This window comes from Streptomyces sp. NPDC056347 (assembly GCF_042262625.1).
GTDB lineage: Bacteria > Actinomycetota > Actinomycetes > Streptomycetales > Streptomycetaceae > Streptomyces.
Map to the genome: position 1 here is coordinate 1 of NZ_JBHJQP010000096.1, position 22,819 is coordinate 22,819.

At 73.5% G+C, this 22,819-nt stretch carries 20 protein-coding genes and 1 tRNA gene; 3 read left to right on the plus strand and 18 right to left on the minus strand.

Annotated features, from left to right (window positions below; genetic code table 11):
• The first annotated feature begins 181 nt into the window (after positions 1-181).
• The gene (locus ACFCV8_RS21850; protein WP_376687067.1) at positions 182-1,738 is read left to right on the plus strand and encodes an MFS transporter; all 1,557 of its coding nucleotides are present in this window, start codon (positions 182-184) and stop codon (positions 1,736-1,738) included.
• A 22-nt stretch (positions 1,739-1,760) separates the two neighbouring features.
• Here ACFCV8_RS21850 and ACFCV8_RS21855 read toward each other — a convergent pair whose 3' ends face one another.
• The 4 genes from ACFCV8_RS21855 to ACFCV8_RS21870 all read right to left on the minus strand — a co-directional run bounded on the left by ACFCV8_RS21855 (position 1,761) and on the right by ACFCV8_RS21870 (position 7,533).
• The gene (locus ACFCV8_RS21855) at positions 1,761-3,458 is read right to left on the minus strand and encodes an AMP-binding protein (protein WP_376687068.1); all 1,698 of its coding nucleotides are present in this window, start codon (positions 3,456-3,458) and stop codon (positions 1,761-1,763) included.
• 26 nt (positions 3,459-3,484) lie between these two features.
• Positions 3,485-4,075, minus strand: coding sequence for a lytic polysaccharide monooxygenase (locus tag ACFCV8_RS21860; RefSeq protein WP_376687069.1), 591 nt, complete (start codon positions 4,073-4,075; stop codon positions 3,485-3,487).
• A gap of 148 nt (positions 4,076-4,223) precedes the next feature.
• Positions 4,224-6,176: an SPFH domain-containing protein gene (locus tag ACFCV8_RS21865; RefSeq protein ID WP_376687070.1), complete on the minus strand. Its 1,953-nt coding sequence runs from the start codon at positions 6,174-6,176 to the stop codon at positions 4,224-4,226.
• A gap of 61 nt (positions 6,177-6,237) precedes the next feature.
• Positions 6,238-7,533, minus strand: a complete 1,296-nt coding sequence (locus tag ACFCV8_RS21870; RefSeq protein ID WP_376687071.1) for a peptidoglycan-binding protein — start codon at positions 7,531-7,533, stop codon at positions 6,238-6,240.
• Between the two features lie 184 nt (positions 7,534-7,717).
• Here ACFCV8_RS21870 and ACFCV8_RS21875 point away from each other — a divergent pair.
• Positions 7,718-7,791 (plus strand) — tRNA-Lys (locus tag ACFCV8_RS21875).
• A gap of 422 nt (positions 7,792-8,213) precedes the next feature.
• Here the strand turns inward: ACFCV8_RS21875 and ACFCV8_RS21880 are convergent.
• The 11 genes from ACFCV8_RS21880 to ACFCV8_RS21930 all read right to left on the minus strand — a co-directional run bounded on the left by ACFCV8_RS21880 (position 8,214) and on the right by ACFCV8_RS21930 (position 18,678).
• A complete protein-coding gene (locus tag ACFCV8_RS21880; RefSeq protein WP_376687072.1) occupies positions 8,214-8,930 on the minus strand; it encodes a class F sortase in 717 nt (238 codons plus the stop codon).
• A gap of 1 nt (position 8,931) precedes the next feature.
• Positions 8,932-9,519 carry a hypothetical protein gene (locus ACFCV8_RS21885; protein WP_376687073.1) on the minus strand — a complete coding sequence of 196 codons (588 nt, stop codon included), beginning with the start codon at positions 9,517-9,519 and terminating at the stop codon, positions 8,932-8,934.
• Positions 9,520-9,590: 71 nt separating this feature from the next.
• Positions 9,591-10,397, minus strand: coding sequence for an HAD-IIA family hydrolase (locus ACFCV8_RS21890; RefSeq protein ID WP_376687074.1), 807 nt, complete (start codon positions 10,395-10,397; stop codon positions 9,591-9,593).
• 107 nt (positions 10,398-10,504) lie between these two features.
• Entirely contained in the window at positions 10,505-11,566 is a 1,062-nt protein-coding gene (locus tag ACFCV8_RS21895) for a 2-aminoethylphosphonate ABC transporter substrate-binding protein (RefSeq protein ID WP_376687075.1), read from the minus strand.
• A gap of 117 nt (positions 11,567-11,683) precedes the next feature.
• Positions 11,684-12,481 carry an ABC transporter permease gene (locus ACFCV8_RS21900; protein ID WP_376687076.1) on the minus strand — a complete coding sequence of 266 codons (798 nt, stop codon included), beginning with the start codon at positions 12,479-12,481 and terminating at the stop codon, positions 11,684-11,686.
• On the minus strand, positions 12,468-13,379 hold the full coding sequence (locus ACFCV8_RS21905) for a 2-aminoethylphosphonate ABC transporter permease subunit (protein WP_376687077.1): 912 nt from the start codon (positions 13,377-13,379) through the stop codon (positions 12,468-12,470). Before ACFCV8_RS21905 ends, ACFCV8_RS21900 begins: the two co-directional genes overlap by 14 nt.
• Positions 13,372-14,472: an ABC transporter ATP-binding protein gene (locus tag ACFCV8_RS21910; RefSeq protein WP_376687078.1), complete on the minus strand. Its 1,101-nt coding sequence runs from the start codon at positions 14,470-14,472 to the stop codon at positions 13,372-13,374. Before ACFCV8_RS21910 ends, ACFCV8_RS21905 begins: the two co-directional genes overlap by 8 nt.
• Positions 14,469-15,212 carry a phosphonatase-like hydrolase gene (locus tag ACFCV8_RS21915; RefSeq protein ID WP_376687079.1) on the minus strand — a complete coding sequence of 248 codons (744 nt, stop codon included), beginning with the start codon at positions 15,210-15,212 and terminating at the stop codon, positions 14,469-14,471. The genes ACFCV8_RS21910 and ACFCV8_RS21915 overlap by 4 nt, the downstream gene beginning before the upstream one ends.
• Before the next feature lie 4 nt (positions 15,213-15,216).
• Positions 15,217-16,341, minus strand: coding sequence for a TIGR03364 family FAD-dependent oxidoreductase (locus ACFCV8_RS21920; RefSeq protein WP_376687080.1), 1,125 nt, complete (start codon positions 16,339-16,341; stop codon positions 15,217-15,219).
• A gap of 197 nt (positions 16,342-16,538) precedes the next feature.
• The gene (locus tag ACFCV8_RS21925) at positions 16,539-17,309 is read right to left on the minus strand and encodes a GntR family transcriptional regulator (protein WP_376687081.1); all 771 of its coding nucleotides are present in this window, start codon (positions 17,307-17,309) and stop codon (positions 16,539-16,541) included.
• Positions 17,310-17,427: 118 nt separating this feature from the next.
• Positions 17,428-18,678 (minus strand): hypothetical protein, encoded by a 1,251-nt coding sequence (locus ACFCV8_RS21930; RefSeq protein WP_376687082.1) that lies wholly within the window; start codon positions 18,676-18,678, stop codon positions 17,428-17,430.
• 207 nt (positions 18,679-18,885) lie between these two features.
• On the opposite strand from ACFCV8_RS21930, the gene ACFCV8_RS21935 reads away from it, so the two are divergent.
• A complete protein-coding gene (locus ACFCV8_RS21935) occupies positions 18,886-20,052 on the plus strand; it encodes a Gfo/Idh/MocA family oxidoreductase (RefSeq protein ID WP_376687083.1) in 1,167 nt (388 codons plus the stop codon).
• A gap of 202 nt (positions 20,053-20,254) precedes the next feature.
• On the opposite strand, the gene ACFCV8_RS21940 is transcribed toward ACFCV8_RS21935, so the two are convergent.
• The 3 genes from ACFCV8_RS21940 to ACFCV8_RS21950 all read right to left on the minus strand — a co-directional run bounded on the left by ACFCV8_RS21940 (position 20,255) and on the right by ACFCV8_RS21950 (position 22,731).
• A complete protein-coding gene (locus ACFCV8_RS21940; protein WP_376687084.1) occupies positions 20,255-21,115 on the minus strand; it encodes a fumarylacetoacetate hydrolase family protein in 861 nt (286 codons plus the stop codon).
• Between the two features lie 217 nt (positions 21,116-21,332).
• Positions 21,333-22,103 (minus strand): YidC/Oxa1 family membrane protein insertase, encoded by a 771-nt coding sequence (locus tag ACFCV8_RS21945; RefSeq protein WP_376687085.1) that lies wholly within the window; start codon positions 22,101-22,103, stop codon positions 21,333-21,335.
• Positions 22,104-22,398: 295 nt separating this feature from the next.
• The gene (locus ACFCV8_RS21950) at positions 22,399-22,731 is read right to left on the minus strand and encodes a DUF6412 domain-containing protein (protein WP_376687086.1); all 333 of its coding nucleotides are present in this window, start codon (positions 22,729-22,731) and stop codon (positions 22,399-22,401) included.
• Positions 22,732-22,819 lie beyond the last annotated feature (88 nt).

Below are 22,819 nucleotides of genomic sequence, written 5' to 3' on the forward strand. Positions count from 1 at the left end.
GCAGCTGACTCTTAATCAGCGGGTCCGGGGTTCGAGTCCCTGGCGGCGCACAGACAACGCACTGGGCGGTTCACGTACACACGTGGACCGCCCAGTGCGTTTTCTGCTGCCCCGAGATATACACAATCGTTTTAAACGGCAGTACTAGACAAGCGTCTTAAACGCTCGTACATTCCTTGCCATGCCGAACGCCACGAGCACTACGCGCACCGCCGCCGCACCCGGCCCCCTCGCGGGGCGCCGGGAATGGACCGCCTTCGTGGTCCTCCTGCTGCCCCTTCTCCTCGTCTCGATGGACGTCTCCGTCCTCTTCTTCGCGATCCCGTCCATCGACCGGGACCTCGCGCCCAGCGCCACCCAGCAGCTCTGGATCTTCGACGTGTACGCGTTCGCCCTGGCCGGGCTGCTCATCACGATGGGCTCGCTCGGCGACCGGATCGGCCGCCGCAGGCTGCTGATCCTGGGCGCGGTGGCGTTCGGTGCCGCGTCGGTCGGCGCCGCGTACGCCGACAGCCCGGGGATGCTGATCGCGGCCCGCGCGCTGCTCGGGGTCGGCGGGGCGACGCTGATGCCGTCGACCATGGGGCTGGTGCGGAACATGTTCCGCGACGAGCGGCAGCGCACCCGGGCCGTGGGGATCTGGTCGGGGGCGATGGCGGGCGGGGTCGCGCTCGGCTCGGTGCTCAGCGGGGTGATGCTCCAGCACTTCTGGTGGGGCTCGGTCTTCCTGATCAACGTGCCCGCGATGGTGCTGCTGGTCGTCCTGGCTCCGGTGCTGGTCCCGGAGTTCAAGGACCCGGACCCGGGCCGCTTCGACCTGCTGAGCGTGCCGCTGTCGCTGGGTTCCGTGCTCCCGGTCATCTACGGCGTCAAGGAGACGGCCGCCCACGGCTTCGGTGTGCGCGACGGGCTGATCATCGTCGCCGGGCTGGTCGTCGGCTGGTTCTTCGTCCGCCGTCAGCGCGTCCGGCGCGACGCGATGATCAGCCGGGAGCTCTTCCGCGACCGCCACTTCTCGGCGGGGATCGGGCTGAACGCGCTGGCCGCGTTCGCGATGATGGGCTCCTCCTTCTTCACCACGCAGTACCTCCAGTCGGTGCTCGGCATGGGCACGCTGGAGGCGGCGCTGTGGAGCCTGGCGCCGTCGCTGGCGGTGGGGGCCGCGGCTCCGACGGCCGCCGCGGTCGCCCAGCGGGCCGGACGGGCACGGGTGGTCTGTGCGGGCTTCGTCATCGCCGCCGCGGGCTTCGGCCTCCTCGCCCTGACCGGTACGGACTCGCTCTGGCTGCTGCTGGTCGGCTGCGCGGTGATGAGCAGCGGCATCGTCATGGTGATGGCGCTGGTGTCGGACCTCGCGCTGTCCACGGCCCCGCCGGAGAAGGCGAGTTCGGCGGCCTCGCTGCTGGAGACCGGGCAGGAGTTCGGCGGCGCCATGGGGATGGCCCTGCTGGGGGCGGTGGCCACGGCGATCTACACGGCGGACATGCCGGGTTCCGCCCCGGAGGCGGCCCGCAAGACCCTCGCCGGGGCGGTGGCCACGGGCGACGGTTCGCTGATCGCGGCCGGGCGGGAGGCCTTCGTGCACAGCATGCAGTACGCCTCGGTGGCCGGTTCCGTGCTGCTGCTGGCGGGCGCGGCGCTGGCGGCGACGCTGCTGCGCCGGGCCGGGGGGACCGGGACGCGGGAGACGGGACGGGAAGCGGCGCCCGAGACGGCGCCCGCGGGTCAGTACAACTAGGCCGCGCCCGGCGGACCATGGCCTAGCAGCTGTCCTTCGGTGCCGGTCGGACTCGGGTGGCGAGTCCGGCCGGCACCGGTGTGCCGTGTGCGGCGTACGCGGCCGCCAGCGCCCTCAGGTTCTCCTCGGTGAGCGGGGCGTACGCTCCGTCCGGGCCTCGGCGCCACACCCGGTCGCCGCGCCAGAAGCCCTCCTGGCGCAGGGCCGCGCGGTGCACCTTGTTCGTCGCCGTCACCGGCATCGCGGGGACGATCCGTACGAAGGCGGGGGCCATCTTCGTCCCCAGGTCCGGCTGGGCGGCGAGGAATCCGGCGAAGGCGGCCGGGTCGAAGGCGCCCCCCGGCCGCAGCGCGAGCGCCGCCATCACCTGGTCCCCGGCGACCGGATCCGGCACCGCGTACACCGCCGCGGCCACCGCCGGCCGCCACCGGGCCAGGATGTTCTCGATCATCGCGGCGGCCAGGTTCTCGCTGTCCACCCGGAGCCGGTCGTCGGTGCGGCCCGCGAAGTAGAAGAAGCCCTCGGCGTCCCGGAAGAACAGGTCCCCGGTCCAGTACCAGCCGCCGCGCAGCCGCTCGGCGTCGGCCGCCGCGTTGCGCCAGTAGCCCTCGAAGGGGGTGCGGCCCCGGTTGACCAGCTCCCCTATCGCCTCGGCCCCGTTGACCAGCCGGCCCGACCCGTCGAAGACCGCGGCGGCCCGCTCCCGGCCGGTCTCCGGGTCGACCACCGCGAGGTCGTCGCGCCCGGCGGCCCGCCCGACCGCCCGCGCCGGGGTGTCCGGGCTCCGCTGGATCGCCGCGCCGCCCTCAGAGGAGCCGTACCCCTCGACCAGCCGCACCCCGAACCGCTCCCGGAACCTGGCCGCGTCCACCGCCCCGGCCTCCGTGCCGAAGCCGAGCCGGAGCCGGTGCTCCCGGTCGTCCGGCCGCTCGGGGGTGGCGAGCAGGTACTGCACGGCACGGCCGACATAGGTGAAGTACGTGGCCCCGTGGGCGCGTACGTCGTCGAGGAAGCCGGAGGCCGAGAAACGGCGGCGCAGCGCGACGGCGGCCCCGCCCGCCAGCGCGGGGGCCCAGTCGGCGATCACCGCGTTGCCGTGGAACATCGGCATGCAGATGTAGTGGACGTCCTCGCGCCGGACGCCGAAGTGACCGGCCAGCGAGGCCCCGGCCGCCGCCAGCCGCCCCTGGGTACAGATCGCGGCCTTGGGTGCGCCGGTGGAGCCGGAGGTGAAGTAGAGCAGCATCCGGGTGCCGGGGCCGGTGTCCGGCCGGACGGTGTCGCCGGGTGCGGCCGAGGCGTACGGGGCGAGGAGTGCCGCGTACGCCTCGGAGTCCGTCACCAGGACACGGACGCCCGGGAGATCCAGTCCGGCCAGGAGCGGCAGGTGGGCGCGTTCGGTGATCAGGACGCGGCAGTCGGTGTGCAGGATGTCTCGGGCCAGTTCGGCGCCGCGCCGGGTGGGGTTGATCCCGGCCACGGCGGCCCCGGCCAGGGCCGCCGCGCTCAACCAGAGGGGGAATTCCGGGGTGTTGTCGAGCAGCACCCCGACATGCGGTTCGCCGCCCGTCGGCAGCAGATCCGCCAGGAGCGCGGCCCGGGCGGCAGCGCCCGAGGCGACCTGGTGATGGGTGAGGACGGTGTCCCGATACCTCAGCCCGGGCCGGTGGTCGCCCCATTGGCGCTGTACGAGCTCCGCTACGGTGCCTGCGCTCCCCATGGCGCCGCACGGTAACTGACTAGGCGTCAGAACTGAACATCGGAGCAGGCGTAGAACGCGTTGGCCGTGTCGGCGACGTTCCAGACGCTCAGGATGATGTGCTTCCCGGTCTTCTGGGTGGGGATGGTGCCCTGCTGGGTGAGGGTCGCCGGGGGCTGCTTGCCGCCGTACGGCACCGTCATGAACGGCTGCGACTCCAGATCGGCCCTGGTGAGCGGCTTGGTGGGGTCCCAGCCGTCCTTGGTGATGTAGTAGCGGAAGTCCGACGTGGCGTGGCGCGCGGTGAACTGCCAGCGGAACTGGAAGCCCTGGCCGCCGGTGACCTTCGTGGCGGGCCAGTTGCCGCCGCGCGGGTCGTCCAGCTGGGCGAACTCTCCGTGGCCGGCGGAACAGATCTTGCCGTCGGCCGGACCCGCCGCCGGGAAGCCCTTCGGGCCCTCGACGCTCTGCGGCTCCCACTGGATGTTGCCGCAGCCGGTCACCGTGCCGTTGGCACAGAGCTTCTGACGACTGATCGGGTTGTCGGTGTAGCCGTGGCTGCTGGCGCTGCTGGTCGCGAACATCGAGACGCCCGCGATGGCCAGGCCGACCACGGCCGCGCTTGCCCTTTTACGCATTGCTGTCGCTCCTCGAGAACGGGGGGAGGTTCCATGAGCCGTGCTGCACGCGTTTCCTGCGGTCTAGACCAAGTCTTAGGTTATGGACGGGACATGAACATGTCCAGACCAATCGGAGTCGGATTCCGCTTGCCGGTCCGACGCCCCCTCAGGAACCCTCCCGACCGTTGCGGCCGGTATAGAACGCCACCGTCAAGTCCTTGACGAGCGACTTCCGTTCGTAGTCGTCCAGCTCCACGATGCCCCGCGCGGTCAGCCGGTTGACGGTGTCGTCGACCGCGTCCACCACCGAGGTCAGCACGCTGTCGCGGTGCTTGGCGTCGAGGGCGGCGATCCGGCGGCGCTGCATCGCGGCGGCGACCTCGGGCGCGTACTCGATCCCGGTGGGCTGTGCGGAGTAGACCTCGATGCCGACCGGCTCGCAGTCCGCCTTCAGCAGGCGGGTCAGCGCGTCGCCGACCGCCTCGGCGTTGCGCAGGGTGTGGGTGTCCTCGTGGAAGGCGTCGGCGGGCAGCTGGGAGAGGACCCGGGCCATCGCCGCCTCGACCTGCTCGCGCAGGTACGTCTCGTGGTCGGCGACCCCGAGCGCCGCCCGCGCCGTGTCGTCGATCCGCCACACCACCAGGACGACGACGCGCAGCGCGGTCCCGTTGGCGTCGACGGCGGGGAGCGGTTCGCTGCGCCAGTGCCGCAGCCGCACGTCGACGCGGCGGCGCAGCAGCAGCGGACTGATCCACATCAGGCCGGTCCGCCGTACGCTCCCCCGGTACTCGCCGAACAGCGTCAGCACCCAGGCGTGGCCCACCCGTCCCCGGCTCAGGCCGCCGAGTGCGAAGAGCACCAGCGAGGCCAGTGCGGCCAGCGCCGCCCAGGCGCCGAACCCGATGCCGCCGTCGGGGCGCGGCGCGAGCCCGAGCCGCAGGAGCGCCCCGGCGGGCAGCGCGCCGCTCCACCAGAGCACCGCGCCCGCCCCGGTGGCCCCGGACAGGGCGGTGAACAGCGCGAGCCAGCCGGGAAGCGCGGGGCCCGGCCGCTCGGCGAGGAACGGGTCACCGGCCGGGGCCGGCCGGGACGGGGGTCTGACCTGCGGCCCTCTCGGCAGGGGTGGCCGTCGCACACCCGGCCGGGAGCGGTCGTCGCCGCCCCACCGGGCGTCGTCGGCCGGCGGACCGGCCGCCCCGGTGCGGGCGCCGTCGGCGCGGGCCGCCTCGGCGGCGTCCTCACGGAAGAGCAGGTGCACCGGGATGGTCGTGGGGCGCTCGGTGGCGATGACCGCCTGATGGCGCCCGGCCGCCCGCAGGGTGTCGCCGGAGGGTCCGGTCGCGTCGCCGCCGGAGACGGGCAGCGAGTCGAAGACCGCCTCGCGGGCCGGGCGGTACCGGGGCGCGGGCGGGGCGGCGACCTCCTGTTCCGTCCGGTCGGCGGGGACCGGTGCCGGCGGCTCGCCCGCCGCGGCCGGGAGCGCCGGTACGGAGACCGAGGCGGAGGTCGTACCGATCACGGTGTCCGGGCCGTCGCCCGGGACGAGGTCCAGCACGAGATCGACCACCGAGTCCGCGACGGGCCCCTGGCCGGGACCCGGGACGGATCCGCCCGCGTCGGCCGCTTCCCGGCCGCCCGCCCCCCACTCGGCCGTCTCCCACTCGGAGGTTTCCCACCCGGGCGCCTCCCCGCGCGCCGGTTCCCGTCCGGGCGCCCGCCCTGCCGGCTCCCGGCCGCCGGTCCCCCACTCGGCCGTCTCCCACTCGGATGCCCGCCGACCGGACGTCTCCCGGCCGGGCGCCTCCCACTCGGGTGCCTCTCGGCCGGGGGCCTCCCACTCCGCTGTCTCCCGGCCGGGTGCCTCCCACTCGGGTGTCTCCTGGTCGGCCCGCTCCCACCCGGGCGGCACCGCCCGGTCCGGGGAGGGCGCCTGGGCCGGGGCCCGGTCCGGGAGGAACGTCCGGTCCGGGGAGGGCGCGGGGGGCGGGGCGGCCCACTCCCCGCCCCCCGGCCGGCCGTCCACCGGCCCTCCGTGCCCCAGCTGCCCGTACCCCGTCCGGCCGTCCTCCGGCCTTCCGTCCTCCGGGGTTCCGGAGCTGTCCGACACCGTGGATCGCATACCCGCCTCCGTCATGTCCGTCGTGTCACCCGAAGAGTCGCGCTCGGCCCAGGAGCCGTGCTCAGCCGAAGAGCCGCCGCCAGGTCTCCGGCCCGGGGTAGCCGTCGGCCGCCGCGCCCCGCCAGCCCTGGGCGCGCTGGAAGGCCTCGACATTGCGCCGGTCGGCCTCGGTCCACCGGGGTCCGGGGCCCGACGTGTAGTACTTACCGAATCCCTTCTTCACCAACTGTTTGCCGAGCCGCTCGACATGGCTGTTGCTCTGTCCGGCCCGGAAATAGCCCCGCCCGGGGTACTTCCCGTCCTGGTTCGAACCGCCGTTCCCGGCGGCGGGGATGTCGCGACCGGTACCGTTCACCAGCAGCCCCCAGGTGCCCGGGCCGGGGATGCCGTCCGCCTGCCGGCCCCGCCACCCCTGGGCGCGCTGGAACGCCCGGGTCGCGCGCCGGTCGGCGTCGCCCCAGCCCGGACCGGGCCCCGCCCGGTAGAAGCGCTGGCCTCCCCGCGCCACCAGCATCCGACCGAGCCTGGTGACATGGGCGTTGCGGGCGCCCGGCCCGAACTTCCCGGCCCCCGGAAAGGCCCTCGACACCGAGCCGGCCGCACCGCCCCCGGTCAGGCCCCGGTAGCGGTAGGCGACGTAGTCGGCGGAGTGCGACCAGTAGGCCATGGGCGTCGTGACCCGGCGGGTGTGCGGCTTGGTCTGCTCGTACGCCGTGTAGTGGCCGTGCTTGGAGTCGGTCCAGCCGCCGAAGATCGTGACGTGCGAGCCCTTCGCGGGGTCGGCCGGGTTGTGGAAGAGCAGGATGTCGCCGGGCTGGAGCTGGGACCGCGGAATCCGGGTCCCGAACGCGGCGAGGCTGCCGGTCCACTCGTTTCCGGGCAGGTTCCAGGCCATCGACACATAGCCGGAGCAGTCCCGCCGGTAGCCGTCGGACCAGTACCCGGACAGGCTGTACGGGACCTGGGCGGTCACCCATCCCCGTGCCCGCTGGATGATGGCCTCGCGGGTGGTGGGACGCAGTTTGGGCGTGGCCGTCGTGGTCGAGGGCGGTCCCGCCGCCCCGGCGCCCCGCAGCGGTCCGGGCCCGCCCTGCGGGCTGTCCCCGTCCGGCTCCGCGCGGGCGGCTCCGGCCGACCTGGCCGCCGGGCCCGTCATGCCCGCCGCCTCGGCGACGCCGCCGCCCAGGACCACCCCCGCCGCCGTGGCCAGCACCAGGGCGCGGCGGGCGCCGTGGGCGGCCGGATGGCCCCCGTACCGCACGGGCAGGGCGCGGGCGGCGCTCCGCCGCTGTGCGGCGCACCCCGCGCAGACGCAGTCGGCGGCGGGCTCGTACTCCTCGAATGCCGGCACAGCCATGCGATCCCCTCCGCACTGGTCAAGATTTTTTGGTGCGCCCGTACGGGCGTTGATGTCTCAACTCTCCTGACATAACGCATTTTGGCGGACAGAAGAGAAAAAACGACCATCCGACAGGCCGTGGGCGGACGGTAAATGGTCAGGAGCACCCCCCGGCTTCCGGTAGAGTTCTCCAGGTCAGCAGGCGCCGCTAGCTCAGTTGGTTAGAGCAGCTGACTCTTAATCAGCGGGTCCGGGGTTCGAGTCCCTGGCGGCGCACGCAGAGTCGAAGCCCCCTCACCGAACGTGAGGGGGCTTTCGCTCGTTCGTGAGCCCGCGCCACGACCCCGCACCACGATCCCGCGCCGGACCGCCCACCCCGGGGCGCCCTCGATGACGCCCTCCTGAATCATTACCCGTACGGACGGCGCACAGTCACCGAACGGTTACTCAACGGCGCGGAGTTCGTTCCCGCGCGCCTCCCCGCGCCCCCGCCGCCCGGAATCCCGCCTCGCGCGTGCGGGCCGGGAACCCGTCGCTTCCGCCCCTGCGGCCGGATCGGGTGCCGGTCCTTGCGTCCCGGCGGCCGTCGGCTCGAACCGGGTTGACCGGCCGTGCGGTTGGGGCGCGGCCGGCGGCCTTCGCCCGGAGCCGCGCGCCGGGATCCGTACCGGGCCGCGTGGTCCCGGAGCCGGTGACGTTCACGGCGGTGCCGTCGGCCGCGTCGCCGCCCCGTCGCGGCCGTGGCCGTCCGCCGCTCCTGCGCCCGTGAGGTAGGCGGAGACGACGACGTTCGCGTCGTACGCGTGGGAGGTGCGGTCGTAGGTGCCGCCGCAGGTGATCAGGCGCAGCTCGGCCCGGCCGTCCCTGCGCGGCCCGTACGCCCTGTGGGCGTCGAAGCGGGCCCGGGTGAGGACCCGGACGTCGTCGACGGTGAAGACCGCTACGGTGCCGTCCGTTCGGGTGACCTCGACCTCGGCTCCGGGGCGGGTCGCGCTCAGCCCGTGGAAGACGGCGGGCCGGGTCCCGGTGTCGACGTGGCCGACCAGGACGGCGGGGCCGCGCGCGCCGGGCCGGGTGCCGTCCTCGTACCAGCCGACGGTCTGCGGAGTGTCGAACGGGGGTGGTTCGATCGCCCCGTCCCCGTCGAGCCCGCGGGGGATCACGGGGGCGTCGACGCCGATCGACGGGACCTTGACGCGCGCCGGCGCCGCGCCTTCCATCGGCCGGTGCGGCGGGGGCAGCGGTACGCCGAGCGGGCGCCCCACCGCGGCGATGTCACCGGCGGCCGGGCCGGAGCCGGGGCCGGGGCCGTTGGTGATGCCGCGGCCCCAGAGCCACAGGCCCAGCAGCAGAACGGCCCAGGTCGCCCCGGCGAGCAGCCTGCCGCGGCCGGGGGCGGGCTCCGGGGCCTCCACGTCAGTCCGTGGCCGGTCCGCGGTCGCGGCGGCGCCTGCCGCGGAGCGCCACGGCGACGGCCGCGACGGCGGCCACGACCAGTCCGGTGGCCGTGTGCGTGGTGCCGGGGCCCTCCTGCCCGCCGTCCCCGGCCGCGAACAGGGCGGCGCCACCGCCGCCCGCGGCGACCGGGGCGAGCGGGGTGGCCCGGCCCCGGCCGGTGACGGTGACCTTGGCGGTGGCGGTCGCGCCGTTGGTGCCCGTATCGGCCTTGTCGTCCGTACAGGTGACGTGGACGGTGTGGTCGCCGGGCCGGGCGTCCGAGCTGATCCTGGCCTCGGCGAAGAGCCCGCCGCCGGCGGCGGGCGAGAAGCGCGCCGCCGAGACGAAGGCGTCGGACTCGCCGGTGGCCGTGCGGCCCGCGCACCCCGCCAGCCGCAGATCCGCCTCACCGCCCGGCCCCACGGTGGACGGGCCCGCCGTCAGCGAGATCCCGGCCTCCCGGCCTCCTTCGGGAGCCGGTCCGGATTCGGCCAGGGCGGCGGAACCCGGCACCAGCGTCGCCGCGACCACCGCGGCGGCACAGAACGTGAGGAGCGTGAAACGCATCGTGAACCTCCTTCGTGCAGGTTCACGCCTGCGGGCGCGTTCCGCATCCGCAGGAGCGGAACGCGCCGGGCTCAGCCCTCTTCCGCCGGACCGGCCGGCTCGACCAGGCCGACGAGGTCGGCGATCGAGTCGACGACCTTGGACGGCCGGAAGGGGTACTTGTCGATGTCGGCGACCGTGGTGAGCCCGGTGAGAACCAGGAAGGTCTGCATCCCGGCCTCCAGACCGGCCAGGACGTCGGTGTCCATCCGGTCGCCGATCATGGCGCTGGACTCGGAGTGGGCGCCGATCGCGTTGAGTCCGGTGCGCATCATCAGCGGGTTGGGCTTGCCCGCGAAGTACGGCTCCTTGCCGGTGGCCTTGGTGATGAGGGCGGCGACGGAGCCGGTGGCGGGCAGCGGCCCCTCGGCGGACGGGCCGGTCTCGTCGGGGTTGGTGCAGATGAACCGGGCCCCGCCGTTGATCAGCCGGATCGCCTTGGTGAGCGCCTCGAAGCTGTACGTGCGCGTCTCGCCGAGGACCACGTAGTCGGGTTCGTGGTCGGTGAGGACGTAACCGATGTCGTGCAGGGCGGTGGTGAGCCCGGCCTCGCCGATGACGTACGCCGTGCCACCGGGGCGCTGGTCGTCCAGGAACTTGGCGGTGGCCAGCGCGGAGGTCCAGATGTTCTCCACCGGCACGTCCAGGCCCATGCGCTTGAGGCGGGCGTGCAGGTCGCGGGCGGTGTAGATGGAGTTGTTGGTGAGGACGAGGAAGGGCAGGCCCGAGTCGCGCAGCCGCTTGATGAAGGCGTCCGCCCCGGGGATGGGGGTGCCTTCGTGGATCAGGACTCCGTCCATGTCGGTGAGCCAGGACGAGATCGGCTTGCGCTCTGCCATGTGCGGTACTCCTGCCGTACGCCGTGTGCGGGGACGCCGGCGGCACCGCGTTGTGCAGCGCCGACGTCCCCGATTTTAGAGCGTGGCCCCTTCGGGCCCGGAGCGGGTCAGCTGCCGGTGGCGGACTTCCAGGCCTCGACGTAGCCGTCGAGGTTGGTGCCGATGTCCGACCAGTCGGGCTCGAAGATCTCCACACCGTCCATCAGCTTGGCGAGCTCGATGGCGTTGGCGTCGGTGGCCTCGACGTCCTTGCGGGCGGAGAAGCCGCCGCCGACCGCGCTGACGTCCTTCTGGGCCTGCTCGGAGAGCATGAAGTCGAGCAGCTTCTTGCCGTTCTCGGTGTGCGGGGCCTTGTTCACCAGGCCCGCCGCGTACGGCAGGGCGAAGGTGGTGGGCTTGCCGCCCTGCTTCGCGGGGAACCAGAGGCCGAGGTTCGGCATGTCCTTGGACTGCGCGAAGTTCATCTGGACGTCGCCGTTGGCGGCGAGCAGTTCGCCCTTGTCGACCTTGGGGGCCAGCTTGCCGGTGGAGGCGGACGGGCCGACGTTGTTGGCCTGGAGCTTCTTCAGGTACGCCATCGCCGGCTCCTTGCCGCCGAAGTCGTGCATGGCCTTGATGAGGACGGCCGTGCCGTCGCCGGCGACCCCGGGGGTGGAGTACTGGATCTTGTTCTTGAACTTTCCGTCGAGCAGCTCCTCCCAGGTGCCCGGCGCCGTCTTCAGCTCCTTCTTGTTGTAGATGAAGCCGAAGTAGTTGTTGACGACCGAGGTCCACTTGTCGTCGGACGCCTTGTCGGCGCCGTCGACCTGGTCCGAGCCCTTCGGCGCGTACGCGGCCAGCAGGCCCTTGCCGTCGGCCTGCTGGATGAACGGGGGCAGGGTGACCAGGACGTCGGCCTGGGTGTTGGACTTCTCGCGCACGGCGCGCTGCACCATCTCGCCGGAGCCGCCCTCCACGTACTTGACCTTGATGCCGGTCTTCTTCTCGAAGTCCTTGAAGACCTTGTCGTACCAGCCGTCGCCGTTCTCGCCCTTGAGGCCGTCGGCGCTGTAGACGGTGACGACCTTCTCGTCGGAGGCGGCGGAGGAGCCGCCGCAGGCGGAGAGGGTGGCGGCGAGGGCGAGTGCGCCGGTGACGGCGGCGATGGGCTTGAGGTGGTTCTTGCGCATGGCGGGTCGTATCTCCTGGGTGTCGGCCGGGAGCCGGCCGGAGTCGTTACGGGGGTCCGAGGTCGTGACGTGGGTGCCGACGGATCGCGGGGGTGCCGGCGGACCGGCGGAAGCGGATCAGCGGTACGAGGCCCTGGTGCGGATGCGGGACACGCCGAGCAGCACCAGCAGCGTCGTCCCCATCAGGACCACGGCGACGGCCGCTCCGGTGAACAGCGAGCCACGGTCGGTGGCCGCGAAGATCTGCACCGGCAGCGGTGTCCAGTCGGGCGGGTAGAGCATCATCGTGGCGCTCAACTCGCCCATGGACAGCGCGAAGCAGAGCCCTGCCGCCGCCGTGAGGGACGGCAGCAGGAGCGGCAGCTTGATGCGCCACAGGACGTAACCGGGGCGGGCGCCGAGACTGGCCGCCGCCTGTTCGTACATCGGGTCGAGACGCACTATTGCTGCCGAAACCGACGAATAGGCAAACGCCGTGACAAGAATGGTGTGCGCCAGGATCACGATCCAGCGCGTTCCGTTGAGCAGCATCGGCGGCTTGCTGAACGCGACGAGCACCGCGAGCCCGACGACCACCGAGGGCACCGCGACCGGCAGCATGAACAGCGCGTCGAGGAACCGCTTGCCGCGCCTGCGCAGCGAGGCGGCGGCCAGTGCGGCCCAGGAGCCGACCGCCAGGGCCAGCAGGCTGGCGCTGACGGCGGTGATCAGGCTGGTGGTCAGGGCCTGGAGGGAGTCGCCCCCGGTGGCCGCCGCGTAGTGCTTGGTGGTCGGCCCGGACGGGAAGGCGCCGGACCAGTTGGTGGTGAAGGACGCGGCGAGGATCACCAGCAGCGGCACCGCGAACAGCGGCACGAAGAGCAGGAAGAACACGGCCCAGCTGGCCCATTTCCCGGTACGGCTATGCACCAACACGGCGGCTCACCATCCGATACAGGCTGTAGAGACCGACGGAGATCGCGATGTTGACGACGGCCACCACACAGGCCGCCGGGTAGTCGGACTCCAGGATCGCCTTGCCGTAGACGAGCATCGGCAGCGTCGTGACGCCCTTGGCGCCGGTGAACAGCACGATGCCGAACTCGTTGAGGCACATCACCAGGACCAGGCTGCCGCCCGCGGCGAGCGCGGGCAGCGCCTCGGGCAGGATCACCCGGCGCACGATCCGGGCCGGACCGGCGCCCAGCGAGGACGCCACTTCCAGCTGCGCGGTGTCGAGTTGGGAGAACGCGGCGAGCAGCGGGCGCATCACGAACGGGGTGAAGTAGGTGATCTCGGCGAGCAGGACGCCCCACGGGGTGGTGAGGAAGTCGAACGGGCCGTGGGCCGCCCCGGTGACGTCCGTCCACAGCCCGTTGGCCATGCCGACGTTGCCGTAGATGAACAGCAGGGCGAGCGTGATCAGGAAGGACGGGAAGGAGAGGAAGACGTCGATGAACTTGGCGACGGCCCGGCCGCCGGGGAACGGCACGAACGAGATGATCATGGCCAGGACGAAGCCCAGCACCAGGCAGCCGACCGTGGCGCCGACCGCCAGCCAGACCGTGGTGGTCAGAGCCGAGCGGAACGACTCGGAGGCGAACACCTCGCCGTACGGGGCGAGCGAGGTGCCGCCCTCGTCGGGTCGGAAGGACTGCTGGACGACCAGGGCCAGCGGGTAGAGGAAGACCACGGCGAGTACGGCGACGGGCGGCAGCGCCCAGACGAAGCGCGGTACGCGGCGGGGTTCGCGGGCCGGGGCCTGCGGCTCGCCGCCCGGTCCCGCCCTGCGCGTGTCCCTGGCCGTGGCGACGGCCGGTGCTGCGCTAGCCATCGGTTCCTCCCCCGGTTCCCGGGGCCGCGCCGGCGGGCAGCAGCACCGCGTCCTCGGCCGCGAAGTGCAGGGTGACCCGGTCGCCGAGCACCGGGGTCTCGCGGAGTTCCTTCAGGTCGGCCTTGACGCGGTGGCCGTCGATGTCGACGTAGAGGCGGTGGGTGGAGCCGCGCCACTGGACCTCGGCGATCGTTCCGGCGAGCGCGTTGGGCCCGTCGCCGAGCCCGACCAGGTGCGGGCGGACGCAGAGGGTGGCGGTGGCGCCCCGGGTGACCTCGCCGGTCGGTACGTCGAGGGCGCGCCCGGCGAAGTCGACGGTGTCGGCGGCCTCGGCGACGGTGACCGGCAGCAGGTTGGCGTTGCCGACGAAGGAGGCGGTGAACTCGGTGCGCGGGCGGCGGTAGAGGTCCTGCGGGGTGCCGCAGTCCTGGAGCCGCGCCTTGTCCATGACCGCGATCCGGTCGGCGAGGGTGAGCGCCTCGACCTGGTCGTGGGTGACGTACAGGATGGAGACGTCCGGCAACTCCCGGTGCAGCCGCGCCAGTTCGGCGAGCATTCCGGAGCGGAGCTGGGCGTCGAGGGCGGAGAGCGGTTCGTCGAGCAGCAGGACCCCGGGCCGGATGGCGAGCGCGCGGGCGATAGCGACGCGCTGCTGCTGGCCGCCGGAGAGCTCGCGCGGGTAGCGCGTGGCGTAGGCGGCCATGCCGACCATGTCGAGGGCCTCGGCGACCCGCTCGGGGATCTCGGACTTCGCGGCCTTGCGGGCCTTGAGGCCGAAGGCGACGTTGTCCTGGACCCGCATGTGCGGGAAGAGGGCGTACTGCTGGACGACCATGCCGATGCCGCGTTTGTGCGGCGGCAGGGCGGTGACGTCGCGGTCGCCCAGGTAGACCCGGCCCGAGGCGGGCCGGACGAATCCGGCCACCGCGCGCAGGGCGGTGGTCTTGCCCGAGCCGGAGGGGCCGAGCAGGGCCATGACCTCGCCGGGTTCGACGGTCAGGTCGAGCCGGTCGAGGACGGTGTTGCCGCCGTACTCGACGCTGACCCGGTCGAACCTGATTCCGCTGCGGACGGACCGCTCTCCGCCGGTCATGCCTCGGCCCGCGCGATCAGGTCGGGCAGCTCGGCGACGGAGCCGAGGACGTGCGTGGCGCCGTTGCGGGTCAGCTGGTCCTTGTCGTGGGCGCCGGTGAGCACCCCGGCGACGATCCCGGCACCGGAGCGGACCCCGCTGAGCATGTCGTACGAGGTGTCGCCCGCGACCACGACCTGCTGGACGCCGTCGACGGCGCCGGTGCGCAGGAACGCGGCGAGCACCATGTCCGGGTAGGGGCGGCCGCGGCCGCCCGCGTCGGCCGGGCAGAGGGTCAGGTCGACCAGGTCCTGCCAGCCGAGCGCGGCCAGGATGGCGTCCTGGGTGACCCGGGCGAAGCCGGTGGACAGGACCACGGTGCGGCCCTCGTCCTTGAGCCGTTCGATGGCGTCACGGGCGCCGGGGACCGGGGCGATGCGGCCGCCGTCGACCAGCTCGCCGTAGGCCGCCTCGAAGGCGGTGTTGGCCTGCTGGGCGCGCTGTTCGTCGCCGAAGAGGTGACGGAAGACGGAGATCTTGGACTCGCCCATGGTGGCGCGTACGTAGTCCAGCTTCTCTGCGTGGTCGGCGGAACCGGGCTCGACGCCGAGGCGTTCGGCGGCCACGGAGAACGCCTGCTCGACCAGTCCGCCGTCGGCGACGGTGGTGCCCGCCATGTCGAGCACGATCAGGTCGAGGGGGGTCCTGGGGCTCTTCTGGGTCTTGGGGTTCTGCGAGGTGTTGGGGTTCTGCGGGGTCATGTCGTCACCAGCCCAGTTCGTCGGCGGTCGTTTCGGCGATGGCGGGCGAGCAGGTCATGCCCCGGCCGCCCGGCCCGGTGACCAGCCAGACGCCGTCCCGCACCTGCTGGCGGTGGACGACCCGGCTGGTGTCGGTGCACTGGGCGTAGACCCCGGCCCACCGGTGGCGGATCCTCGGCAGCGGGCGGCCGAGGAAGGACTCGACGACCGCGGTGAGGTGCTCGTACGGCTCCTCGACGGTGTCGAAGGCGAAGGGGTGCTCGTACTCGTGGGTGTCGCCGATGGTCAGTCCGCCGTCGCGGCGCTGCACCATCAGCAGCTGCATCCGGTGCTCGGCGGCGGTGGGCGCCTGGGCCTGGCCGGCGTTGAGGGCGTCCAGGGCCTCGCCGCGGTAGGCGGGGTAGTAGCGGAAGCTGTCCGCGTCGGCGACGGAGGTGGTGAGCGGCTCGCCGAGCGGGTCGGTCTGCATCATCTGGAGGCGGACGCGGCGCACCGGCAGGTCGGGACCGGCCAGTTCGCGGACGAGCCCGCCGAGCCAGGCCCCGGTGGCCAGGATCACGGCGTCGCCGGTGTGGACGTCGCCGTGGTCGTCGCGGACGGAGGCGGTACCGACCACCTCGCGGACCTCGCGACCGCCGAGGAAGGTGTACCGGCCCGACTTCAGCAGCTCCTGCTTCAGGACCCGCTGGGCGGTGCGCGGCTCGACCGCGGCGTCCCGCCCGCACCACAGGGCGGCGGCGAACTCGCCGCGCAGCGCGGGGTTGACCGCGCGGGCCTGCTCGGCGGTCAGCAGCTTGTAGCCGCGGGCCTCCGCGTCGGGCCGGGCGACGGCCGCCTCGGCGACCGCGATCTCCAGCTCGGTGCGGATCGGGGTGAGCGAACCGCAGGCCCGGAAGCCGAGACCGGGGACCTGGGCCCCGATGCCCTCCCAGAGCTCACGGGCGCGCAGCGCCGTCTCCAGCTCCTCGCCACCGGCCCGGCCGCTGACCCATATCTGTCCGAAATTGCGGAGCGAAGCCCCGCGCGCCTCGCTCTCGCGCTCGATCTGTACGACCTCGTGGCCGCGGTTCACTGCGTGCCAGGCGTGCATGGTTCCCACCACGCCGGCTCCTACGACGATGACTCTCACGGCGGTTACGCTCGTCGGGGCGGGTGACCCACTCGAATCCGTACGGCAACGGGATGGTGAACTGGGCCCCAAAGTTGGCCTAGACCCGTTACCTTCCCGTTATCGAACCGTGCGGGTGCGCGGGCCCGCGACGGCCCGGTCCGTCAGCGCTGGGCAGCTGTCCGGTGTCCGCCGGCGTCACGCGGGCGTCAGGACCGTCAGCGGCCGTCCTGCGGGCCCAGATGGGCGGTGAAGGAGAAGCGGTCGCCGCGGTAGAGGGTCCGTACGCGCTCCAGCGGCTTCCCCGCCGTGTCGCGCGAGACGCGGTGGATCAGCAGCATGGGCAGCGCGGGCGGCGTACCGATGAGCAGCGCCTCCCGGGGCGTCGCGAGCACGGTCTCGATCCGCTCGTCCCCGTCGCCGAAGGAGATGCCGAGCCGGTCGCGGAGGTAGGCGTAGAAGGACGAGTCGGGGTCGAACTCCGTGTCCAGGTCCGGCACGCGGGCGACGGGGACGTACGTGCTCTCCAGCCCGACCCGGTCGTCGTCGGCGAGCAGCACCCGCTCCAGGTGCCAGACCGGCTCGCCCCGGGCCACCCCGACGTCCCCGGCCAGCGCCTCCGGACAGGGGAACCGCTCCAGCCCGATGAGGTGACGGCCCGGGGCCCGGCCCTGGCGCCGCACGCCCTCGGTGTAACTCGCCAGCGAGAGCGGCTGTTCGAGCTTCGGGCCCGCCACGACCGTGCCGCGCCCCTGCCGGGCGAGCCTTCCCTCCAGCAGGAGTTCGCGCAGCGCCTGGCGCACCGTCTCGCGCGAGACCTCGTAGCGCTCGGCGAGGTCGCGCTCGGTCGGCAGCATGCCGCCCTCGCCCAACTCCTCTATGAGCACGGAGACATGGGCCTTGACCGCGTAGTACTTGGGGATGCGGCCGTGCTCCGGGATGCCGGAGCGGATGGGTGCGCCAGGTGCCTGGTCGTACGGGTAGTCCACGGGCCGATCGTGGCAGACCGACATGAACACCGGTGAACATCCGGGGACGTGCGGGCGAGGTCCGAGTTGCGGATGCGGTGCGGATACGGACGCGGTGCGGAGTGTCGACGATGCGGTGCTACGGGCGGTCGCGGCGCAGGCGCCGGGCCGTGACCACCATCGCGCCGCCGCCGATCAGCAGTCCAGTGGCGGTGAGGCCGGGGGCCAGGAGCGGATCGGCGCCGGTCGCGGCCAGTTGGGGGAGGTCGGGGACGCCGGGCGGGGGTGCTGTGTCGGGTGCGGATGAGGTGTCGCCGGACTCGTCGGGCTCGTCGGGTTCGTCGGCCCCATTGGTCTCCGTCGTCTCCGCCCGCTCCGTCGTGTCGGCCGGCTCCGTCGTGTCGGCCGGCTCTCTCGTGTCCTGGGGCTCGGTGGTCCCCTCGGTGTCACCGCTGTCGTCGTCGACGACGGTGAAGGGGTAGTCGCCGGACTCACCGACCCAGGACCCGTCGTCCTTGCCCTGCGCGCGCTGCCGCTGGACGACGGCGGCGTTGGCAGTGATCCGGCCGGGGCTGGTGTCGGAGGTGAAGGCCATCCGGACCTGGATGGTCACGGTGCGGCCCGCGGGGACGGTGAAGCCGCCGAAGGTGTCGCCGCCGGTGCCGCCGAAGACCCCGATGTGCTCGTCCTGGTCGGTGGTCTCCCAGGTGACACGGTGCTCCGTGCCGGGGCGGGCCTGCTCGGAGAACTGGAGCTGGATCTGGTCGGAGGTCAGCCTGCGCTCCTCGTCGGTGAGGACGAGCACGGGGTGGACGGCCCGGCAGGGTTCGGCGGTGGTGTTGGTCAGGTCCAGGAACCAGGTGCCGTAGCCGCCGCCGGACGCGTAGGTGTCCGGGCCGCCGTGGATGCGGGCGCTGATGGGGAAGTCCTTCGCCCCGGGGTCACCGCAGGCGGGCGAGGGGCCGGGGACCGGGGAGGCGGCGGGCGCGGCGGACGGGCCCGCGGCCGGCGAGGAGGCGGAGGAGCGGGCGGCCGAGGCGGGTGCGACGGACGTGCCGCCGAGGACGACCGCCGGGACGACGCTCGCCACGGCCAGCCCGAGCGCGAAACCGTGCCGGGTGCGCCCGGGGGGTGCCGGGTGCGGGGGCGAGGGAGGGTGCGCGGGGGCGACGATCACCGGGATGGAAGCGGCCGTGGTCACCGGCACGGAAGTGGGGGCGGCGGTGGCGTACGGGGCGGGGGGCGGCGGGGTTCCGGGCGCGCCGGAGGGCGTGGCGGAGGGCGGGGCGGAAGGAGTGCCGGAGGAAGTGGCGGAGGGCGTGGCGGACGGGGCGCCCGGAGGCGGGGTGCCGGGGGACGAGGCGTCGGGGGGCGGGGCGGTGGGGGCCATCGGGGTCCTTCGCTGGGCGCGGAACGGTCGGCTCACCCCGTGCGCCGGAGTTCACCGGGTCCGGCCGACGCTGCCACCCGCGCGCGCGGCGGACGGTGCCGACATGCCGCCGGGCCGCCCGCCCGGCCCACCGGATTCCGCCGGTCGGCCCCGGCCCACCGATCACCGCCGCTTGCCCCGGGAAACCGGTGTTGCTTAAGTGACGGCATGACCGGCCCCACGCCCCACCCGCAGCCCGCCCCCTCCGGACCGACCGGACCGACCGCCCCCGCGCTGCGCGTCGGGCTCGTCGGCTACGGCCTGGCCGGTTCGGTCTTCCACGCCCCGCTGATCGCCGCGACCGACGGTCTCGTCCTCGACACCGTCGTCACCGGCAACGAGGAGCGGCGGGCGGCGGCCCGTACCGAGTTCCCCGGGGTGCGCCTCGCCGCGTCGCCGCAGGAGCTGTGGGAGCGCGCGGGCGGTCCCGAGGCGCTGGATCTGGTCGTGATCGCGTCCCCGAACCGGACCCATGTCGCGCTCGCGACGGCCGCGCTGGAGGCCGGGCTGCCGGTCGTGGTGGACAAGCCGGTCGCCGGTACGGCCGACGAGGCGCGGGGGCTCGCGGCCCTGGCCGACGAGCGCGGACTGCTGCTCTCGGTCTTCCAGAACCGCCGCTGGGACAACGACTTCCGCACGCTCGCCCGGCTGCTCGCGGACGGGGCGCTGGGCGAGGTGCAGCGCTTCGAGTCCCGCTTCGAACGCTGGCGCCCCCGGCCCAAGGGCGGCTGGCGGGAGTCGGGCGATCCCCGGGAGATCGGCGGGCTGCTGTACGACCTGGGCAGCCATGTCGTCGACCAGGCGCTCACCCTGTTCGGGCCCGCCGTGCTGGTGTACGCGGAGGCCGACGTGCGCCGCCCCGGGGCCGCCGCCGACGACGACACCTTCCTCGCCATCACCCATGCGAACGGGGTCCGCTCGCACCTGTACGTGAGCGCCACGACGGCCCAGCTCGGCCCGCGCTTCCGGGTCCTGGGCCGGGACGCCGGTTACGTGAAGTACGGCCTCGACCCGCAGGAGGCCGATCTGCGCGCGGGCCTGCGCCCGGCGGCGGGCCGCCCCTGGGGCGAGGAGCCCGAGGAGATGTGGGGCCGGATCGGCTCGGGCGAGTCCCCGCACACCGGCGGCGGCACCCCGGTCCCCACCCGGCCGGGCGACTACCCGGCGTACTACGCGGCAATCGCCCACGCCCTGCGCGGCCGGGGCCCGAACCCGGTGACCGCCCTCCAGGCCGCGGCGTCCCTGGACGTCCTGGAGGCCGCCCGCCGCTCGGCCCGCGAGGGCGTGACCGTACGGCTTCCGCACGCCACACCCCCGCACGCCTCCGATCTTTAGGACGCGGCACGACGGTTCACGTCTCTTCGGGACGCGGCACGCCGGGCCGCGCGCGGGGCCCGAACGCCGCGTTCCGGGCCCCGCCAACGCGTCCGGGGCCGGCCGGAGTCACCTCCGGGGCCCCGTGCTCACGCCTGCGGGACCCGAAGCAGCGTCCCGGGCCCCGCTTCCCGGCGCCTACGCGTCCTTCAGCTCCCGGCGCCTACGCGTCCTTCAGCTCCTGGCGCTGGCGCCCAAGCCCCGCGATCTCCAGCTCCACGACGTCCCCGGCCCGCAGATACGGCTTGGGCTCGGGCTGCCCGAGCGCGACCCCGGCCGGGGTACCGGTGTTGATCACGTCGCCCGGGTACAGCGTCATGAAGTGGCTCAGATAGCGGACCACCTCGCCCACCGGGAAGATCTGGTCGGCGGTCGTGCCGTCCTGCTTCAGCTCGCCGTTGACCCAGAGCTTCAGCGACAGCGCCTGCGGGTCGGCGATCTCGTCCGCCGTCACCAGCCACGGGCCCAGCGGGTTGAACGTCTCGCAGTTCTTGCCCTTGTCCCAGGTGCCGCCGCGCTCGATCTGGAACTCGCGCTCGGAGACGTCGTGCGCGGTCGCGTACCCGGCGACGTGCGCGAGCCCCTCCTCGGCGGACTCCAGATAGCGGGCGGTGCGCCCGATGACGACCGCCAGCTCGACCTCCCAGTCGGTCTTCACGCTGTTGCGCGGCACCAGCACCGTGTCCTCGGGGCCGACGACGGTGTCCGGTGCCTTGAAGAACAGGATCGGCTCGGCCGGGATCTCCGCGCCGGTCTCGGTGGCGTGGTCGTGGTAGTTCAGCCCGATGCACAGGATCTTGCCGATGCCGGTGAGCGGCGGACCGATCCGCAGCCCCTCGGCGTCGAGCGCGGGCAGCTCGTCCGGGGCCGCCGCCGCGGCCCGTACCCGGGCGAGCGCCGACGCGTCGGCGAGCAGGTCGCCGTCGATGTCGGTGACGAGCCCCGACAGGTCGCGCAGGGTTCCGTTCCCGTCCAGCAGCGCCGGTCGTTCCGCCCCTGCCGTACCCACACGAAGCAGCTTCAACTCTCTGTCTCCCCTTGATCGAGATCGGGCCCGTCGAATGGGTGGCGGCCATCGCAGGCTTGTCCGATCGTCCAAGACATCCGATCACTCCACAAGACCCTGTTCACACACTGGACCGGCACGACCCCCGCGCCGGTCACGCGTACGGGCCGCACCGCCCCGGTCCGCCGCCCCGGTCGCCCCGCCCGGTCACCCCGCTCCGGCCCCGCCGCCCCGGTCACACCGGGCTGGCCACGGCGGCCCCGGCGGCCGGCATGTCGCGGTAGAGGACGGCCCGCTCGACCGCGGTCCAGGTGGTGCTGGTGACGACGTACAGCGCGGCGGCGAGCGGTACGACGGCCACGGTGACGAGGGTGAAGAACGACATCAGCGGCATCAGCTTGGTCATCGCGCCCATGCCGGGCACCGGCTGCCCGTCCGGACCGGTGGCCGGGGCGACCGGACTGGCGGCCAGCTGCCGCTTCGTACGCCGGAAGTTGAACGTGGCCACGGCGGCGACCACCACGAACAGCGCGAGGTAGACCAGCCCCTGCGTGCCGAACGGCCCGCCGTGCGCGAGCGCGTCGTGCCAGCGCGCGCCGAGCGGGGCGCCGAAGAGCTCGTGGCCGAGCAGCTCGTTGGGGGCGTCGCCGATCCGGTGGCTGGAGAAGAGGTGGTAGAGCAGGAAGAACGCGGGCATCTGGAGCAGGCTGGGAAGGCAGCCGGAGAGCGGCGAGACCTTCTCCTCCCGGTGCAGCTCCATCAGCGCCTGCTGCATCCGCTCGGGGTTCTTGCCGTGCTTCTTGCGGAGCTCGGCGATCCGCGGCTGGAGCTTGGTGCGGGCCTTCTGCCCGCGCGCCGCGGCCCGCGACAGGGGGTGGACGGCGAGCCGTACGAGTGCGGTGAACAGCACGATGGCGGCGGCGGTGGAGGCGGTCTGGAAAAGCGGGTGCAGCGCGTCGGCCAGTGCGCCGACCAGCGCCGCGAACGCGGACATGAATGCGGACATGGATGAGCCCTCCGGGGTCTCGTCGTGCCGGGAGAAGTACGGGGACGTACGGAATCGGCATGACGGACCGCGTGACGGGGCGGGCGGACTGCGTGTGCTTCGGCCTGTGCCTGCTCGGCCTTGTGCGGCTTGGCCGGTGCCTGCTCGGCCCTGTGCGGCGTGGCCGGTGCCTGCTTCGGCCGCTACCGGTGTGGCCGGTGCCTGCTTCGGCCGCTACCGGTGTGGCCGGTGCCTGCTTCGGCCGCGGCTGCTTCGGCTGCCGCTGCTGTGGCCTGTACTGCGCTGTCGCGAACCCCTACGCGGCCGTCGGAAGGCCGCGCCCGGGGGCTCGGGGGCGTCTGCGCCCCTTGGCGTCCGGGTCGCGCTGGGGCAGGAAGGCGGTGCGTTTCTCCCGGTCGCGGATGGCGGTGCGGATCCGGGTGCGGGGCACCGGGGGCGCACAGCGGGCGCTGATGAGCGAGGCGACGGCGAGCGCGGAACCGGCGGCCGCGGTGGCGGCCAGCGCGACCGCGGCGGAGAGGCTGCCGCCCTCGGCGAGGAGGACCTCGGTGACGAGGAAGAGCAGCAGACCGGCGGGGCGGAGCAGCCGGGCGAGGCCACCGCGCAGACGGCTCACGTCGCCGCTCATCGGCCCCTCCCCCCTTTTTCCGTCCCTCCGGCCGGACGCGTCGTCCGATGCTCTCCAGCCGTTATACACGACCGGTCGCGATACCCGT